The organism is Seongchinamella sediminis, from assembly GCF_003457605.1.
GTDB lineage: Bacteria > Pseudomonadota > Gammaproteobacteria > Pseudomonadales > Halieaceae > Halioglobus > Halioglobus sediminis.
This window is the reverse complement of the sequence record NZ_QRAN01000016.1, coordinates 51,012-67,917: the sequence shown is the minus strand read 5'-3', so window position 1 is coordinate 67,917 and position 16,906 is coordinate 51,012. Positions and strand designations below refer to the sequence as shown.

The window sequence follows — 16,906 nt, the reverse complement described above, 5'->3', positions numbered from 1 at the left end:
TTCGCGGTGCCCGGACTCGTTTGCGCTACCAGACCACACCGCCCTGTAATCCTGTTTGCAAGCATCATATACCCAAAACTGAGAGCCCCGCAATTTTGCTCCCGGCCCCGGAATCTTCACCGGTGAAATTCCATATGACCCTGTTTTTACAGTGTTTTTTTTAATTTTTTTGTGACGAAAAACAGAAAATTTCATCCGCCGTTGGCGGGATACCCTGAGGATTGTCCAAAATTGAAATCCAGTAGGCCGGAATTGATCCGACCGCTTGTGGAGGGCTGCCCCCTTTGCCTTTAGACTGATTACCAAGCTAAACCAAAAGGAGTATCGAGATGAGCATTGTCCTGTGTACCTGGGGTAACTCGATTGAGGGTGGCACTGAAGAGGCCCTCTCGGTGGCGCACAAACTCAGTGTCACGACCGGCCAGGAATTGAACTGGGCAGTCATCGGCGCTGCGACTGCAGAAGCCGCCGCGCTGGCAGGCAAGTACGGCGTAGCCAGCCTGGACAGGATTGCCGATGACAGGCTCGACAGCTTCGGCCCCGATGCCCTGGTGGAAGCCCTGTCCCAGTACTGCCAGCAGACCAGCCCGCAAACCATTCTATTCAACCAGAACATCAACGCCCGGCTAATCGCACCGCGCCTGGCGGGTCGCCTCGGGGTGCCGGTGGTGACCAACGGTTTTGATATCAGCAGTGAGAGTGGACGACTCAAGGTGGTGGCCACCGCCTTTGGTGGTGACACCCACTGTGTCTATGAACTGGCCAGCGAAGTCAATGTGGTCTCTATTGTCACCACGTCTATTGTCGCCGAGCCTGCAGCCAGCGCGTCCACCCCGGCCACCCGTGACATCGCCGTCGATCTGGCTTCGGTTACAGAACGCTTCACGGTAAGCAGCGCACCGCAGGCTGAGGGGCCGCGCCTGGAGGACGCCGACATCATCGTTTCCGGCGGCCGCGGGCTGGGCTCGGCAGACAACTATGCATTGATTCGCGACCTCGCGGGGGCACTTGGCGGCCTGCCGGGCGCATCCCGGGCCATCGTCGACGACGGCTGGGTAGACTCCTCCCACCAGGTCGGCCTGACCGGAAAAATCACTCGCCCGGGGCTCTATCTCGCGGCCGGCATCTCCGGCGCCAGCCAGCACATGGCCGGCTGCTCCGCGGCCAAAACCATTGTCGCCATTAACAAGGACCCCGACGCCTCGATCTACCGCTATGCTCGCTATGGCATCGTCGGGGACTGCGTGGAGATTTTGCCGGAAATCATCAAGGCGGCGAAAGCATAGATCACACGGGCCGGACCACCGTCCGGCTGCAGCGTATCAGGAGAGGTTACCAATGTCTGAGCAAAGAGTTCCCTGCGTGGAAGGCCTGTTTACCGAGAGCAACGGGGCTGCCACCCTGCACGGTTCCAGGTGTGCCGGTTGCGACACGCCCTACTTCCCGAAATCGGCGGCCTGCCACAACCCGGAGTGCAACGACTCCAGAATGGAAGACTACGACTTCGGCGGCAAGGGCGTACTGTGGAGCTACTCGGTGGCCGACTTTCCGCCGCCACCGCCACACAAGTTCGACCAGCCCTTTGTTCCCTATGCCATGGGAGTAGTTGACCTCGAGTGCGGCCTGCGCCTGATCGGGCAGATGGTCGACAAGCCGGAAGATGTGCAGGTCGGCTCAGACGTGGAACTGGTTATCGACACCCTCTATCACGAGGACGACAAGGCCTTCACATCCTGGAAGTTCAAACAGATTTAACCCCGACGAGGAGAATTCAGATGCAGGAAGTTGCAGTAATCGGTGTGGGTATGCACCGCTTCGGCAAGACCGGAGACGACATCGTCGGCACCAAGTCCGTGGGTGAGCTCTGCCGCACCGCGGTGGACGCGGCACTGAAGGACGCCGGCGTCAGCTGGAAACAGATCCAGGCGGTCACCGCGGCCAGCTCGCGCTTCTCCGGCGGCAAGGGCTGGGGCCTCAACGGCAACGATGTGGTGGAGGACCTCGGCTCGACGGGGATTCCGGTCTACAACATGTCCGCCGGCTGTGCCGCGGGGGGCAACGCCTTCAATGTCGGCTACTCCATGGTCGCCGGCGGCGTCTACGACATTGTGCTGGTGGTCGGTGGCGAGGTGATGCCCAAGGGCATGATCCAGACCTCGGGCGTGGAAGAGGCCACCGACCCGGAATTCCTGCGCCAGCGCTGCATCGGCATGCCGGGGCCGTCTTTCTGGTCGACCCTGGCCCGGCGCCGGATGTACGAGTACGGCACCACCGAGGAACAGTTCTCCCAGGTGGCGGTAAAGGCCCGCCAGTGTTCGGTGAACAACCCCTACGCCCGCTTCCAGCAGGCCATCACCCTGGAAGACGTGATGAACTCCCCCTACGTCAGCAATCCCCTGCGCCTGTTCCAGATTTGCCCGGTGTCCAATGGCGCCGCGGCGGCAATCATCTGCTCCAGTGACTACGCCAGGAAGTTCACCAGCAAGCCGGTCACCGTCGCCACCAGCACCGTGGCCACCATGACCTTTGACGACATGCTGCCCCGCGGTCTCGCTGACCCGATGACCGACTGTCCCAACCTGCATACCGAGGCCCGGAATGCGGTGACCAGTGCCTTTGAGAAGTCGGGGATCGGCCCCGAGGACATCAGCTTTACCGAGTTGCAGGACAACACCTGCTATTATGAACTGGCGTTTCCGGAGGAATGGGGGCTGTGCGAGCCGGGTCAGTCCGAAAGCCTGCTTAAGGCCGGCGAAACTGCCCCGACTGGCAGCATGCCGATCAACCCCTCGGGCGGCTTTGTATCCTTCGGCGAGGCGACAACCGCCATGGGGGTATTCCAGATCGCTGAATTGACCTGGCAGCTGCGCGGCCAGGCGGGCGGGCGCCAGGTCCCCGGCGCCAGGGTCGGCCTCGCCCAGACCCTGGGGCTTGGGGGCAATGCAACCGCAGCCATACTCAAGCGGTAGCTGCGGGGCAAAGACTGGAATCGCCGGCCCGGCTGCTATCCGGGCCGCAACTGGCAGTGTTTAAGATGGCGCAGAAACAAGGGTAGTATGGCCCTGTCGTGGCGGCGAATCAGGCCCCACTTCCGGCCTGACGACCCTGGGAGATAGGCAGGCAGCGATGGATACCATACCGACTTACAACTACTTTATCCTGGCTGCGATCTTGCTCGGCGCACTCTACAGCCTGTTCCTGGGGCTGCGAAACCACAAGCAGCGGGTAGAACAGGGCAGGCCCTGGTTCGGGGAGAAGGTGACCCTGGAGGGCGCCCGGGCCAGGTTCAACATCGGCAGCTTTATCCGGCGCGGGCTGATGACCTCCCGCCTGAAGAAACGCCCCGTGGCGGGCAGCTTCCACGGCATCATGTTTATCGGCGCCCTGTTACTGATCTTCGGTCACGCGGTGTTCATGTTCGACTTTGTCGGCATCCCCGTTTACGAGGGCTGGTTCGGCTTTATCTTTCTTAAACTCGGTCGCGAGCTGGGGGGCATCATGCTGTTTACCGGCGTCGCCTTCTTCCTGGCGCGCCGCCTCGCCGCCCCGGACCGCCTCACCGCCGGCGACAAAACCCGGTCCGGCTTTGAGCGCGGTGAAATCTTCCTGCTGCTGATCGTCATCGCCGGCTTCCTGGCCGAGGGCTTCCGCCTCGCACTCGAGGTTCCCGCCGACAACGCTGAGTTCCTCGGCCAGGCCATCGGCAGCACGCTGCACAGCACATTCGGTGAAGAGGGCGCCCTGCTGGGCATGAATGTCATGTGGTGGGTTCACGGCCTGATGGGCTGTGCCTTCATCGCCATAATCGCCCACAGCCCCTTCTCCCACATGTTACTGGGTCCGGCCAATTCCGCGTTCGTGCCCGCCCGTGACGGAATCAACCTGCCCCCCATCAATTTCGATTTCGACGAGGATGAAGACGAGGACGATGAGGACGAAATGCGCTTCGGGGCCGCAAAGCTGGCTGACCTCACCCAGAAAAACCTGCTCGATGCCTCCGCCTGCCTCTGGTGCGGACGCTGTCACGAGGTGTGCCCCGCCGCCCAGACCGGCAAGGACCTGTCGCCGAAAAAAGTGATGGCGACCTGCGCTGAATTTATCGAGCAGGGCAAGTTCGACGACGATTCACTCATCGATGTACTGGGCCAGGACGCCATTTTCGCCTGCACCACCTGTGCCGCCTGCGTCGAGGAATGCCCGGTCAGCAACAACCCGGCGGAAGTGATCCTCGAATTCCGCCGTCACTTTGTCATGGATCGCTCCGAGATGCCGGAGACGATGGCCGCCGCCAACCGCAACCTGGAATCGCGCGAACACCCCTTCGTCGGCACCGGCTCCAACCCGGAAGACTGGCGGAAAGGCCTGGATGTGCCTTTTTTCGCACCCGGCGAGACCGAGTACCTGCTGTGGATAGGCTGTTCCGTCACCTACGAGGAGCGCGCCCAGGAGATAGCCCGCGCCATGGTGAAAATCCTCGAAGCGGCGGGCGTGTCCTACGGTATTTTCGAAGAGCCGCGCTGCACCGGCGACCCGGCCAAGATGATGGGCAACGAGATGCAGTTCGTTGAAATCGCCGAAACCAATATCGAGGAATTCAAGGAACAGAAGATCCAGAAAGTGATCACCATGTGCGCCCACTGCTACAACAGCTTCGATCGCTATTATCCGGAGCTGGGCGCCGATTGGCAGACCATTCCGCACACCGTGTTCATCGAGGAATTACAGGCCCAGGGCAAACTGGTGCTGGCGGAGAAGAGTGATGAAACCATCACCTTCCACGATCCCTGCTACCTGGCCCGCCACAATGGTATTGTCGATGCTCCGCGCAACGTTATCGCATCGGTGGGCAAGCTGATCGAGATGCCGCGCAGCAAGAAGGACAGTTTCTGTTGCGGCGCCGGCGGCGGCAATTACTGGGGCGGACAGGGCGGCACGGCACGGGTCAGCGATGTACGCATGCAGGAAGCATTCGATACCGGAGCCGACAAGGTCGCCACCGCCTGTTCGTTCTGCAACCTGATGCTGACGTCCAGCAGCAGCAAGCATACCGGGGAACGCAGGGTATTCGACGTGGCGGAGCTGGTTGCCGAGAAGATCACGATTATTGAAGACTAGCGCCAGTAGATAAGCTCGCCGGCCCTGATGGTGGCTCTGACATCCGCCGCATCGAGACGCTCGCGGGCACTGGCCCAGGGGCGGTCCAGCAGGCAGAAATCCGCCAGCGCACCGGGCTCTATCCTGCTCGCGGCGGTACCCGGGTAATCGGGGCTACCGGTGTACAGCGCCAGGGCCTGTTCGGGGCTCAGGCTTTCCGCGCTGCCGATACGCTGTCCCTGCGCGGTGCTGCGTTCAACTGCCGCCCGCATTGCCAGCCACGGGTCGTGGCTGCCATAGGGCGCATCACTGCTTCCCGCCAGCGGCAGGCCGGCATCGAGGAACGCTTTACCGCGGTATAACAGCTGCTGGTATTGAGCTTTCACGTCCCGCAGGTACTGGTCGCCGCGCTCACGAATGAAACCGTGCTGTGTAACCACCGCGACGCCGGCCTGCTGGAGCAGGGGCAGGACCTCGTCCGGCGTCACCGAGGCGTGCTCGATGCGGTCCCCGGGATGCCCTCCCGCGGCGATCAGCGAGGACAGGGCAAATACCAGCTCGGTCCGGGTAACGCAGTGAATCGCTACCGGGCGCTGTTGCGCATGTGCCAGGGCGATGTCCCTCACCAGATTATCAAGCTGCGGCAGGCGGTGCTCATCGAGGAGGATTTTATGGGCACCGCGGCGGGCCCATGGATGGGCCGGGGGCGAGAACTGCAACTCACCCATGAGCAGGATACGCTGCAGCAGTTCACCGCACTCGATGGCCTCGACAAAGGCACTGGCATCTGCATCAGTATTGGAGGGCGTGGCATCGGTGACACCCGTCACCCCGTAGCTGGCCAGCTCCCGCGAAACAGGCGCCAGCCCTGGCGGTCCGTCGTTGGCCAAGCTCGCTCTCAGCCAGCCGTCCAGGCGCAACAGCCTGCCATTCGGGCGGCCACGGTCGTCGCAGAGCACACCCTGGAGGTGGCGGTTGTCGGCGAGACCGAGCCGCTCGGCGGCCATCGAATTGACGATCCACAGCTTGCCGGAACGATGCTGAATCCTCACCGGCCGGTGCTTGACCAGGTCATCCAGTTGCCAGCGATTGAGCTCGCCGGCGACAGCATCGTGGTAGGCGATGCCGCGCAGCCAGCCGCTGCCCTGGTCCCTGTTCAGGACCTCTCGCAACTGTTCCACGGTATTGACCTGGGGCGGTCCACAAATCACGGAGGAGCGAGCCGCCGCCAGCGCGCGCAGGTGGAGGTGGTGGTCATGCAGTCCGGGCAACAGGGCGCCTCCGCTGGCATCGATCACCTGCTCGCCGGGCTCGGGCGGCAGGCAGTCGCCCACCTGGTAGACCAGCCCCTGCCGACAGCGCACATCGACACCAGAAGCCTGCTCTACCTCGGCATTTTTGATCAGCACGGGATTGCAAACTCCGTCAGCACCCGCTGTGTGTCACTGCCGGGCGGGGCAGCGGAGGATGCCGGCCTGCGCCGCTGGGGTGGGATAAGCGGAAAGCTTTCGCCCTGCAGCAGCAGGCGCCAGCCGCCCGATGATGCAAGCACCTTCCCTCTGGGTACGCCGGGATGGTAGTTCAGGCTATAGGCGGTGACGCCGCGCAGGGAGAGGTCCAACAGGCCTCCGGCGCCGCTCTGCCAGAAGGCCTGGGCGGCCACTGCGGCGTGAATGCCGGTCAGTGGGTCCGCCAGGGCGTCACCACAGAATACGGGCGGGTCGGCAGTGGCAATGGCCACCCCCGCCGCCACTGCCGCATCGTCGCCAAAGGCAACCCAGTTCGCCTCGGGCTCACCCCTGCCGTAGCCGGTGATACTGATCCAGGTCAGCCCCGGCACACTGCGTACCAGCTGCTCCGCCTCAATACCCAGCTGGCGCAGCGCCCGGGGCCGCGACCCCTCCACCACGATGTCGGCCCGCGCGAGTAAACACGCCAGCTGCTGCCGGCCCTGTGTCGACGCCAGGTCGAGGACGACGCTCTCCTTGTTCGCATTGAGCAGGTTGTAGAAATCTGTATCGCCGCCACGGGCGCCATCCAGGCGGCCTGCACTTTCAACCTTGATCACGCGGGCGCCCGCCAGGCCCAGCAGGTGGGTGCACAGCGGGCCGGCCCAGAGGGAAGAGAGGTCGACCACCAGCGGCCCGGATCTGCCGCCCGCGCCGCCGGGTCCCCGGGAAGCCAGGGAAAACCAGCTGTCGGCCCGCCTGTTCTCCGGCCTGGCGCAGGCGACCGGCAGGCCCAGTGTGCGGCCGCGCTCGAGCAGCCGCGAAATGTCCCGCTGTGCTACCCGCTCGGCAAGTTGTTGCCAGCAGGGCAGATCCAGGGCCGCCTCCAACCAGGCGGGCAACAACGCCCAGTCATCGTCCCGGGCCAGATTCAGCGCGAGCCAGCCATCCCTGGCCCGCAGCAGGTGGCAGCTGCCATTGGCAGAAACCCGCCCCTGCCGGCTCAGTCCCGGGAAGGCCGCGCGCTCGCTTAACAGGGAGGCCCCGTCCAGGCCCTGTAGATCGTTTCCCCCGGCCAGCAGTTTGAGCGCCGCCAGTGCGCCATGGGCGGCAGAGGGAATGGCGGCGGGCCCCTGCATTGGTGCATCGGGACTGCCGGTCAGCGGGATAAGCCCGGACGCGGCCCAGTCGCCGGCAATCTCCAGGGCGCCAAGTGGGGACGGGGCGGGAGTGTCGGCGCCCAGCGAGCGCAGCAGCGCGGCCGCATAGTCGCCAGCTTTAACTCCCGGGTTGAGGGCGATGTCCCGTCCCGCCAGCGGCAGGTCGCCGGCGGCCAGGGTTTTCGTGTGCGGTGCCATGGAACTCCCACAGGCGATGCCTGCCAACCAGTGTACTGCAGCAGAGTGGGCGGCGCAGCGTCTCAGGCCTGTATCTGCGCCACCGTGTCGCGCAGCCATTCCTCATCCGCGCGGGCCTCCGCTGGAAGGTCGAGCAAGACAGTATCGAAGAGACCCGCTACTCTGTCCTTCACCTGCCTGGCAAACTGCTCACAGGTACCGACAATCGCCCACTCTGCAAGCATGTCATCGCTAATCAACGGTGCCATGTCCTTCACCTTGCCTTCCCGGGCCATCCGCTGCAGTGCCAGCCCGATATCCTCCCAGCCATGGTAGCGCAATACCGGGTGATAGGACGGGGTCGAGGCGTAGAAGGCAATCTGCTGCCGCAGCCCCTCCACGGACCTGGCCAGAGCCGCCTCATCGCGGCCCACGGCCAGGAAGGGAGCCCCGAGTAAATCCACATCGGCCCGCCGGCGACCGCCCCGGCTTGCGCCCTCGTCAATGGCCGGAACGATGATGTCACGGGTGTAGCTGAAGGTGGCAATGGGGTGCAGCCGAACCCCCTGACACAGTTCCCCCGCCAGCCGGGCCATGTACTCATTGACCACCGCCAGGTAGATGGGAATGTCGGGGTGCTCGATCGGCCCCGGGTTGAAGAAGGTCGGCAGCATGGTGAACTGGTAGTGCTCGCCCTTGAAATAGCGGGGCTCATCCGGGTTCTGGAAAGAGTGGAAGATCGCCTGCAGGCTGAGCAGATACTCCCGCATGCGCGGCCCCGCCGGACCCGGCCAGGGGGTACCGAAGCGGCGCTCGTTGTGGCCCTTGACCTGGGTGCCGAGGCCCAGGGCGAAACGACCGCCGGAATAGTTCTGCAAGTCCCAGGCCGCCTGGGCGGTGATCATCGGGCTGCGGGGAAAGGACACGGCGATATTAGTGCCCAGGCGGACCTTCCCGGTATGCTCCGCCGCGAGCATCAGCGGCAGGAAGGGATCGTGCCCCGCCTCGGGCGTGGTGATCCCGTCGAAACCGATGTCCTCCAGTTGCCGGGCCGACTCGGCAATACGCGCCAATCCGCCCCGGGCCTGGGCTGTCCCGGCATACTGGGACTTGTCCGGCCCCAACATGACAGTTTCAACACGCATCACAGCGCCCCTACTTGCCGGTAAAGTTCGGCTTGCGGCGCTCCATGAACGCTTTCGGCCCCTCCACTGCGTCGGCGGAGCCGAATACCCGCGCCGCCAGCGCCTTTTCCAGGACAAAAGCCGGCTCAAGGTTGGCCTGTCGCACGGCGATCTCCTTGGCGGTCCGCACTGCCAGCGGACTGTTCAGGCAGATTTTCTCGGCCAGTTGCATGGCCTCATCCATCAGTGCCTCCCTGGGCACGACCTTGTTGATCAGGCCGATGTCGTAGGCGCGTTTGGCATCCAGGTTCTCCCCCGTGAGCAGCAGCTCCATCGCCACCGCCCAGGGTATCTGGCGTGGCAGGCGCACGTGGGTCCCGCCGGCGGGGACGAGACCGAAGCGCACCTCGCCAAGGCCGAAGGTGGCATGTTCGGCGGCGATGCGGATATCGGTGCCCTGCATGAATTCCATGCCACCGGCAATACAAAAGCCATTGACCGCGGTAATGATGGGCTTGAATACATCGGAGAATGGCCGCTTGGTGTGGTCCTCGTAGCCCATCTCCTCGCCGGCATTCAATTTCGGGATCGCCTCGCCCAGGTCCATACCGGAACAGAATGACTTGTCGCCGGCGCCGGTGAAAATGGCCACCCACAGGTCATCGTCCTGCTGGAAGTCATCGAAGGCCGCATCCATGGCGGCCAGCATCTCCTCGGTAAACGCGTTCATCGCCTGCGGGCGGTTTATCGTCATAATGGCGATCCTGCCCTGTTTCTCGTACTTGAAAGTCTCTGGCATCTGTAGCGTCATCGTTCCATCCTGTCATCAGTGCGTGCTCATGTGTTCAGTTAACCACCGGTGACCCGGCGAAATCGCGGCAGCGTGACCTCGTCAGTCACCGCCTCATAAACCACTTCAACGGGCATATCAATTTCCAGTTCGTCGGGCGGGCAATCGACCATATTGCTGGTCAGGCGCACCCCCTCCTCCATTTCAACCACAACCGGCGCCATCGGTACCGCATCCGGAGAGGGGTCGTAGAACGCGGGATGCAGCGCGCGGTTGACCACCACCCAGCTGAAAATGGTGCCCTTGCCGCTGGACTCCACCCACTCCCAGTCGAAGGAGTTGCACTCGGCACACATCTCCCTGGGGACATGGCGGAAAGTCCCGCATTCGCTGCACTGCTGGAAATGCAGTGACTCCTGCCGGCAGAAGTCATAGAACTCTTTGGTCAGTCCGTCCAGCCCCGGCAGAGGCTTGTTGTAATGCGTCATCTCTCGCTCCCGTGAACTAGCGGCGCAGGATGGCAATACTGCCATCGCCGAAGTCGCCCCAACCGGTTACCAAACCCAGTTCGGCATTGGCAACCTGGCGCTCGCCTGCCTCCCCGCGCAATTGTTTCACCGCTTCCACCACGTGGCCCAGGCCCAGTGAGTGAGCCTCGGACAACAGACCCCCGGAGGTATTCACCGGAAGCCTGCCTCCAAGCTCAATGCCGCCATCTTCGACGAAGGCACCGCCCTCGCCACGCTGGCAGAAGCCCGCTTCCTCGAGTTGCTGGATGACTTCAAAGGTGAAGCAGTCGTAGATCTGGGCGAAGTCCATATCAGCGGGGCTCACCCCGGCCATCTGGAAGGCTTCCGGGGCTGCAATCGACAAGCCGGTCTGGTGGAAATCCTTGCGGGTGGTGAACTCATCCGCCGGGTAGGGTTGCCCGGACGCAGCGCCCATGATGTACACGGGGGTCTTGCCCAGATCCCTGGCTCGCTCGACCGTGGTCACGATAAATGCGGCAGCGCCGTCGGTTTCCAGGCAGCAATCGTTCATTCGATAGGGGTCAGCCAGCATCGGCGACTGCAGGTAGTCCTCGATAGTCAGGGGCTTGCCGTGCATCAGGGCCCCCGGGTTCAGCTGGGCGTGCTTGCGCATCGCCACAGCGACGGCGCCCAGCTGCTCGTGGCTGGTGCCGTACTCATGCATGTGGCGGCGACACATCAGCGCGTACCACTGGGGCGGTACCGTCAAACCCTGGGGCAGGTAGTAATCCCAGGCGATAGCGCCGCCGGGAATCGAGTTTTTATCGGTGGTGACGGTCTCCCGCACCCGGGCACCCGAATAACCGTTCCAGCCACCGGGGATCAGCACATGCCTGGCCGCGCCGGTGGCCACGGCCATCGCCGCCATGCGCAGGGACGCCACCGGCGACGCGCCGCCCATGTGGATGGTGGCGGCAAAGCGCAGGTTCTCACTGCCCAGGCTGGCGGCGAATGCCTCGGACTTGCCCAGGTTGGGGAAGGCCAGGATGCCGTCGATCTCCCTGCCCTTCAGGCCTGCATCGTCCAGGGCGGCCACCGCCGCCTGCAACTGCAGGGCCTCTTCACTCCTACCGGAACCGGGCTTGCGACAGTATCCCGTCTCGCCGATTCCCACGATACACGCCTTGTCTTTAAGCACTGCTAGCCCTCGCCTGAGGCCCCGGCGGCGCCGGGGCCAGGTACCCTAAGTCACTGTTTGCCCCTGGCGATTTCTTCCTCGTACTCCGCCAGCAACTGCGCCCGCAATTCGGCCTCGCGCTTGCGGATATCCCAGAATTTCGGCGGCCGCTTGTTGACGAATGCCTCGCCGCCTTCCTTGCCCTCGGGCATATCAAACCAGTCGGGATACATGGCCGCGGAATTGATACAGGACTCTTTGTAGCCGTCCATCTCCTGGTCGAAAGACGCCTTGAGCACCTCCAGGCAGCCCGGGCTCTTGGCCAGCATTTCTTCGCACCACTGGTCCACCTCCGCCTCCAGTTGCTCCAGCGGCACCACGGTATTGACCAGGCCCATCTGCAGGGCCTCGTCGGCAGGGTACTTGCGGCACAGCATCCACATCTCGCGCGCTTTCTTGGCGCCGACCACCTTGGTCAGGTAGGGCACAAAGAAACCGTCCGCAGGCGAACTGACCTTAGGGCCGGCCTGGCCGAAAATGGCATTATCGGCGGCAATGGTGAAATCACAGCAGTACGCCATATGGTTATGGCCGGCGATACAGTAGCCCTGTACCTGGGCGATGACCGGCTTGCGCGACATGCGCATCAGGCGGTTGTGCGGGTAGCGGTTGTAGAAGGCTTCACGCAGGCCCCAGCGCTCCCAGTCGACGTCGCCACCGGCACCGAAGTGCTTGCCCCTGGCCGCCACAACGATCACGCCGATGGCCGGGTCATGATTGGCATCGTAAAAAGCGCGAAACATCTCGTCCACGGTATCCAGCGTCAGGGTGTTCATCTTCTCCGGGGTATTCAGGGAGACGCGGGCCACCCCGCCGCCTGAGGCCGTGTGGGTTTTCTTTTCGTAGATGATCAGCTCGAAGTTATCGAGTCCCTCGCCCTGTACTGTCTGCCAATCGGTCCAGCTCATGTTTCCATCCTTTTCTGTGCCCGTTCGTTGATGCCAGCCCCGGCAGGCGATTGCACTGCGCTGCCGGCGTCGCCGCTGTAACGTCTAGGGTATCGCTCCCTTGGCCTTGAACGCTTCTATCTCTTCCCACTCGTAGTCCAGCAGGTCCATCATCAGCAGTTCGGTGTCCTGTCCCAGCTGCGGGCCCAGGGTATTCACCTCACCCGGGGTTTTCGACAGGGTCACCGGCAGGCCACGCACGTCGACTTCGCGCTTCACCTCTTCACAGTAGGCTTTCATGAAGTAGTTGTTCTGCCAGGCCTGTTCGTCCTTCACCACATCGGCGTAACTGTTCACCGGGCTGTGCACAATGTCATTTGCCGCCAAGGCCGCGAGCAGCTCGCTGTCCGCCTGCTGGAAGGTAATGGCATCAATGGCGGCGATCAAGGCCACGTTGTTTTCCGCGCGCGCCTGTGCTGAGTTGAAGCGGGCATCACTGGCAAGGGCGTCGCTGCCCAGTGCTTTACAGAAGGCGGCAAAGCGCTCATCGCTGTTGTCTTCACAGACATAAACCCACTTGCCGGCGGTCGGGTACAGGTTCCACAGCGGGTTTTCCACGGTCTTGCGCGAATGCTGCAGCGCACTGCCCTTGTTGCCGGCCAGGTAGGACTGCAGATAGGGCGCGGCCAGGTAGAGCTGGGCACCGTACAGTGAGGCATCAAGACACTGACCCTTGCCCGTCTTGTTGCGCTGGTAAATCGCCATGGCGATCCCCATGGCGGACATGATGCCGCCGTAGGCATCACCGGAGCCCATGCCCATGTAGATCGGCGGCTGTCCGGGCTCACCCAGGCGCGACATGGCGCCGGTCAGCGCCTGCACGGTCATATCGAAACTGGGCTTGGCAACATCCCCGAAGCGACCGTAACCCGTGTTGGTAGCGTAGACCAGCCGCGGGTTGATCGCCGACAGCTTGTCGTAGGACAGGTTCATTTTCGCCAGCAGCGCCGGTGACAGGTTGGAGAGAAACACGTCCGACTTCTCCACCATGCGGTACAGGATCTCCTGGCCTTCCGCTGTCTTCAGGTCGATCGCAATACTTTTTTTATTGCGGTTGATCACCAGGAAATACTGGTTCCAGTCACCGATGGCCAGAGACTTCATGCTGCGTACACCGCGCCCCTGGTCGCCGCCCTTGGGGTTCTCGACCTTGATCACCTCGGCGCCGAAATCTGCCAGGTACTGCGCTGACACCGGCCCCTGGAACCAGACCGTAAAATCGATTACCCGAATACCTTCCAATGCGCTTGTCACAAAAACCTCCCGGGCCCGCGTTAGCCGCTAGACCACAACACCGTCGGCGGTGAATTGATAGATCTCGTCTTCTGAGTAGCCCAGCAGTTCGTGCAGTACCGCCCCCGTGTGTTGCCCGCGACAGGGCGCCAGGCTGCGCAGACGCGCCGGACTTTCGCTCATGAAGATGGGGAAACCCAGGCTGTTGAGCTTGCCAAAGCTGGGGTGATCGAGTTCCACGATGTACTTGTTGGCCGCGACCTGCGGGTCCTGCGCCGGATAATCAAACTGTTCGATGACATCCGCCGACATGTGTTTTTCTGCGAATACCTCGCGCCAGTGCGCGCCGGGGTGCTTCTGGAAGCCCGCCTCCAGCTCCTGGATCAGCTCCAGGCGATTGATTTCACAGCGCTTTTCATGGCTGTTAAAGCGCTCGTCGTCGACCTCAAGGCCGACCTCCGGGGCCAGCAGTGGCCACCAGCGGTCCGTGTCGGGCATGGTCAGGGTGACCCAACGACCATCGGAGCTGGGGTACAGCGAACCGGAGATGGGGTTGGACACGTCCAGGCGCGAAATCGGGTGCATCAGGCGTTCGCGCTGCCCCTCGTCAATGGCCAGGAAAGCCTGGAGGTCCAGGCTGGCGCCGTACATATTGGCGGCGAAGAAGGAGGTATCCACCTCCTGCCCCTCCCCCGTCGCCTGCCGGTGCACAAGGGCCGTGATCACGCCGAAGGCCAGCAACACGGTGGCGTGCATCGCCCCCGCGCCGGTATAGACCGGAGCTTCCCCCGGTTGCGGCAGGGTCGGCATGGCGCCGGCGCGACAGGCCGCAAGTTCATCGATAAGCGGCAATTCGCTGTCGGGCCCCTGGGGCCCGAAGCCCGAGGTGCGGCCAAAGACAATGCCGGCGTTGGCCTGCGCGACCGTGGCGTAGTCCAGCCCGACCTGCTGCAGCCTGGCAAGCGGCCAGTCGGTGATGATCACGTCTGCTTTGGCGGCCAGTTCGGCGAGCAATTGCCGGCCCCGTTCCTGCTGCGGGTCAATCTGGACACTCTGCTTGTTGCGATGAATCAGGTCGGCCTCGTAGTCCCAGGCACCTTTTTCCTGTTCCGGTTCACTGGCCTGTGGCAGCAGTTCGAGGCGAATCACCTGGCCGCCAAAGTCGGCGAGAAACGCCGCAGTCAGTGCGGAGGAAAAACTGGTCGTCAGGTCAAGCACGACGACATCATCTAGCGCAGCACTCATTGTCGGTCCTCACAGTTCAAGGCAGAAAAAGCTGTCGCGGCAGGCAGACCCTGGCGGGCCTCACGACTACCGCTTGCTGTTCAGTTTTCGAGTCTAAAGGCTTAGCGCTGGCGTAACCAATTCACATCGGTTCAATTCCGGCCTACAACATCTCTTTTTTGGCCAGCAAAAAACCCCTGGCCGCGCTGCCCCAAAAACCGCCGATTTGGTGTACCGTAGGGCTTCATCATCACCCCGGGTATGGCCATGGATACATCGCTTGAGACACTTTCGGCGGCGCAACTGGCGCGGTTGCGGCAGCAGCCCGAGTGCGCTGCCCAGTACTCCCCGGTGACCGGCCACCCTCTGCTGCTGCTGGACCTGTCGCCGGGCGGCCCCTGCGCCGAGGACCAACACCCGGAACTGGCGCGAATCCTGCGCAAGGCGTCCTGCCCGGTCATTGCCATCGCCCCGTCGCAGATGCAGACCGCCCTGACCGAGAGCGTCGATGTGGTCGTCGAGTCACCGCAGGAGGCCCAGGTGCTGATCCGCAATATCCGGCGACAGCCGCTGAGCGCCATGACCCTGGTCCAGCTGCTGCGCCACAACGAGCACGCGAGCCTGGAGGATGGTCTACTGGCGGAGTCACTGGCCTATGCGACACTGCAGGGCGGAAGTGAATTCAGGGACTACCTGGCAACCCGGTCGGAACCCAGCGTACCGCCCACCAATGAGCAACCGGCGGTGCTGGCAGAACGCGAGACGGACCATCTGCTGTTGACCCTCAACCGGCCCGAGCAACTCAATCCCTACTCCATTGCCATGCGCGACGCACTGTGCGAGGGGCTGCAACTGGCCCTGCAGGACCACAGCATCAGCCGCGTTATCATCCGCGGCGAGGGCAATTGTTTTTGCACCGGAGGCGCGCTGGAAGAGTTTGGCCTGGCAGACGACCTGAGCGAGGCTCATGCGATTCGCTGCAGCCGTCACGCCGGACGCCTGATCGCGGCAATGGCTGAGCGGGTAGAGTGCCACCTGCACAGGGCCTGCATCGGTTCCGGTATCGAAATACCGGCCTTTGCCGGTCATGTCGTGGCCCGGCATGACACCTACTTCTTCCTGCCGGAAATCACCATGGGCCTGATCCCCGGTGCGGGAGGAACCGTCAGCATCCTGCGCCGTATCGGTCGCCAGCGCTTGTCCTACCTGGCCCTGTCCGCCAGGCGCATCAAGGCACAGACAGCGCTGCAGTGGGGCCTGGTGGACGCCATCGCCTAGTGGCGGGCTTGCAATACCCCGCCCCGGTGCAGCAATGCAGCGTTACTTGCCCCGGCCGAACAGCCGCTTGAAGAAGTTGACAAAGCCCTGCCAGATAACCTTGAACACCACGGCCAGGACGTTGATTGACTCTTCCTTCTCCTCCCGCTGAAACGCGGGTGGAGCCTGCGGCGCCTCACCGGGCGCGGTACCTTCCCCGGCGGCCGGTACTTCCAGGGTCTTTTTGATGTTCTTGACGAACTTGCCGATGATTTCCGCGGCGACACCCTCGATCATGCCGCGGCCAACCTGCACCACCCGACCCGTCATATCAATGCAGGACTCCACCGTCGCCTCTACCACACCCTCTTTCTCGACCAGCACGGTAGTGATGGTACCGGACACGGTGCCGCCTCCCTTCTCCTTGGCCTCGGCCAGCATCACACAGGTATAGGTACTCTGGTCGGCGGTGGTGTAGGTAATGGTCCCGGCGTACTTTGCGGTAATTGCCCCGATCTTCAGCTTTACGCTGCCGATAAACTGCTTGTCGTTGATAATTTCAGTTACCGTCGCGCCAGGCAGGCAGACGATCATCCGCTCCGGGTCCATGAGAAATTTCCACACCTCATCAATGGGTGCGGCAACCTGGAATACTTCTTTCAGTTCAATAGCCATGTGCGGTTCCTAACAATCTCCAGAAGGTCTACGTTCAGGCTCCCGCGTCCCGCCCCCTTAACCGGGACGC

General features: G+C 63.0%; 15 protein-coding genes. 5 read left to right on the top strand and 10 right to left on the bottom strand.

Features of this window, described 5'->3' with window-relative positions; all coding sequences use genetic code 11:
- The first annotated feature begins 329 nt into the window (after window positions 1-329).
- From DWB85_RS14430 to DWB85_RS14415, 4 genes are all read left to right on the top strand, one after another.
- Entirely contained in the window at window positions 330-1,286 is a 957-nt protein-coding gene (locus DWB85_RS14430; RefSeq protein ID WP_117956028.1) for an electron transfer flavoprotein subunit alpha/FixB family protein, read from the top strand.
- 52 nt (window positions 1,287-1,338) lie between these two features.
- Complete coding sequence (locus DWB85_RS14425) at window positions 1,339-1,755, top strand: Zn-ribbon domain-containing OB-fold protein (protein WP_162846140.1); 417 nt, start codon at window positions 1,339-1,341, stop codon at window positions 1,753-1,755.
- A gap of 20 nt (window positions 1,756-1,775) precedes the next feature.
- Window positions 1,776-2,969, top strand: a complete 1,194-nt coding sequence (locus tag DWB85_RS14420; RefSeq protein WP_117956024.1) for a thiolase C-terminal domain-containing protein — start codon at window positions 1,776-1,778, stop codon at window positions 2,967-2,969.
- A 157-nt stretch (window positions 2,970-3,126) separates the two neighbouring features.
- A complete protein-coding gene (locus DWB85_RS14415) occupies window positions 3,127-5,115 on the top strand; it encodes a heterodisulfide reductase-related iron-sulfur binding cluster (protein WP_117956022.1) in 1,989 nt (662 codons plus the stop codon).
- Here the strand turns inward: DWB85_RS14415 and DWB85_RS14410 are convergent.
- The 9 genes from DWB85_RS14410 to DWB85_RS14370 form a co-directional block, all read right to left on the bottom strand.
- Window positions 5,112-6,503 carry an amidohydrolase family protein gene (locus tag DWB85_RS14410; RefSeq protein WP_117956018.1) on the bottom strand — a complete coding sequence of 464 codons (1,392 nt, stop codon included), beginning with the start codon at window positions 6,501-6,503 and terminating at the stop codon, window positions 5,112-5,114. The genes DWB85_RS14415 and DWB85_RS14410 overlap by 4 nt on opposite strands.
- Window positions 6,497-7,900, bottom strand: coding sequence for a CoA transferase (locus tag DWB85_RS14405; RefSeq protein ID WP_162846139.1), 1,404 nt, complete (start codon window positions 7,898-7,900; stop codon window positions 6,497-6,499). Before DWB85_RS14405 ends, DWB85_RS14410 begins: the two co-directional genes overlap by 7 nt.
- 62 nt (window positions 7,901-7,962) lie before the next feature.
- A complete protein-coding gene (locus DWB85_RS14400) occupies window positions 7,963-9,024 on the bottom strand; it encodes a TIGR03617 family F420-dependent LLM class oxidoreductase (protein WP_117956012.1) in 1,062 nt (353 codons plus the stop codon).
- Window positions 9,025-9,034: 10 nt separating this feature from the next.
- Window positions 9,035-9,814: an enoyl-CoA hydratase/isomerase family protein gene (locus tag DWB85_RS14395; protein ID WP_117956009.1), complete on the bottom strand. Its 780-nt coding sequence runs from the start codon at window positions 9,812-9,814 to the stop codon at window positions 9,035-9,037.
- A gap of 38 nt (window positions 9,815-9,852) precedes the next feature.
- Complete coding sequence (locus DWB85_RS14390; RefSeq protein WP_117956006.1) at window positions 9,853-10,281, bottom strand: Zn-ribbon domain-containing OB-fold protein; 429 nt, start codon at window positions 10,279-10,281, stop codon at window positions 9,853-9,855.
- 16 nt (window positions 10,282-10,297) lie between these two features.
- On the bottom strand, window positions 10,298-11,461 hold the full coding sequence (locus tag DWB85_RS14385; protein ID WP_117956003.1) for a thiolase C-terminal domain-containing protein: 1,164 nt from the start codon (window positions 11,459-11,461) through the stop codon (window positions 10,298-10,300).
- Between the two features lie 50 nt (window positions 11,462-11,511).
- Window positions 11,512-12,408: an enoyl-CoA hydratase-related protein gene (locus DWB85_RS14380; protein ID WP_117956001.1), complete on the bottom strand. Its 897-nt coding sequence runs from the start codon at window positions 12,406-12,408 to the stop codon at window positions 11,512-11,514.
- 84 nt (window positions 12,409-12,492) lie between these two features.
- Window positions 12,493-13,701, bottom strand: coding sequence for a CaiB/BaiF CoA transferase family protein (locus DWB85_RS14375; protein ID WP_117955999.1), 1,209 nt, complete (start codon window positions 13,699-13,701; stop codon window positions 12,493-12,495).
- Between the two features lie 27 nt (window positions 13,702-13,728).
- Window positions 13,729-14,925, bottom strand: coding sequence for a CaiB/BaiF CoA transferase family protein (locus DWB85_RS14370; protein WP_117955997.1), 1,197 nt, complete (start codon window positions 14,923-14,925; stop codon window positions 13,729-13,731).
- Between the two features lie 246 nt (window positions 14,926-15,171).
- Between DWB85_RS14370 and DWB85_RS14365 the strand changes: the two genes are divergently transcribed.
- The gene (locus DWB85_RS14365) at window positions 15,172-16,182 is read left to right on the top strand and encodes an enoyl-CoA hydratase/isomerase family protein (protein ID WP_117955994.1); all 1,011 of its coding nucleotides are present in this window, start codon (window positions 15,172-15,174) and stop codon (window positions 16,180-16,182) included.
- Window positions 16,183-16,224: 42 nt separating this feature from the next.
- Here the strand turns inward: DWB85_RS14365 and DWB85_RS14360 are convergent, their stop codons facing one another.
- The gene (locus DWB85_RS14360; RefSeq protein WP_117955991.1) at window positions 16,225-16,836 is read right to left on the bottom strand and encodes an SRPBCC family protein; all 612 of its coding nucleotides are present in this window, start codon (window positions 16,834-16,836) and stop codon (window positions 16,225-16,227) included.
- Window positions 16,837-16,906 lie beyond the last annotated feature (70 nt).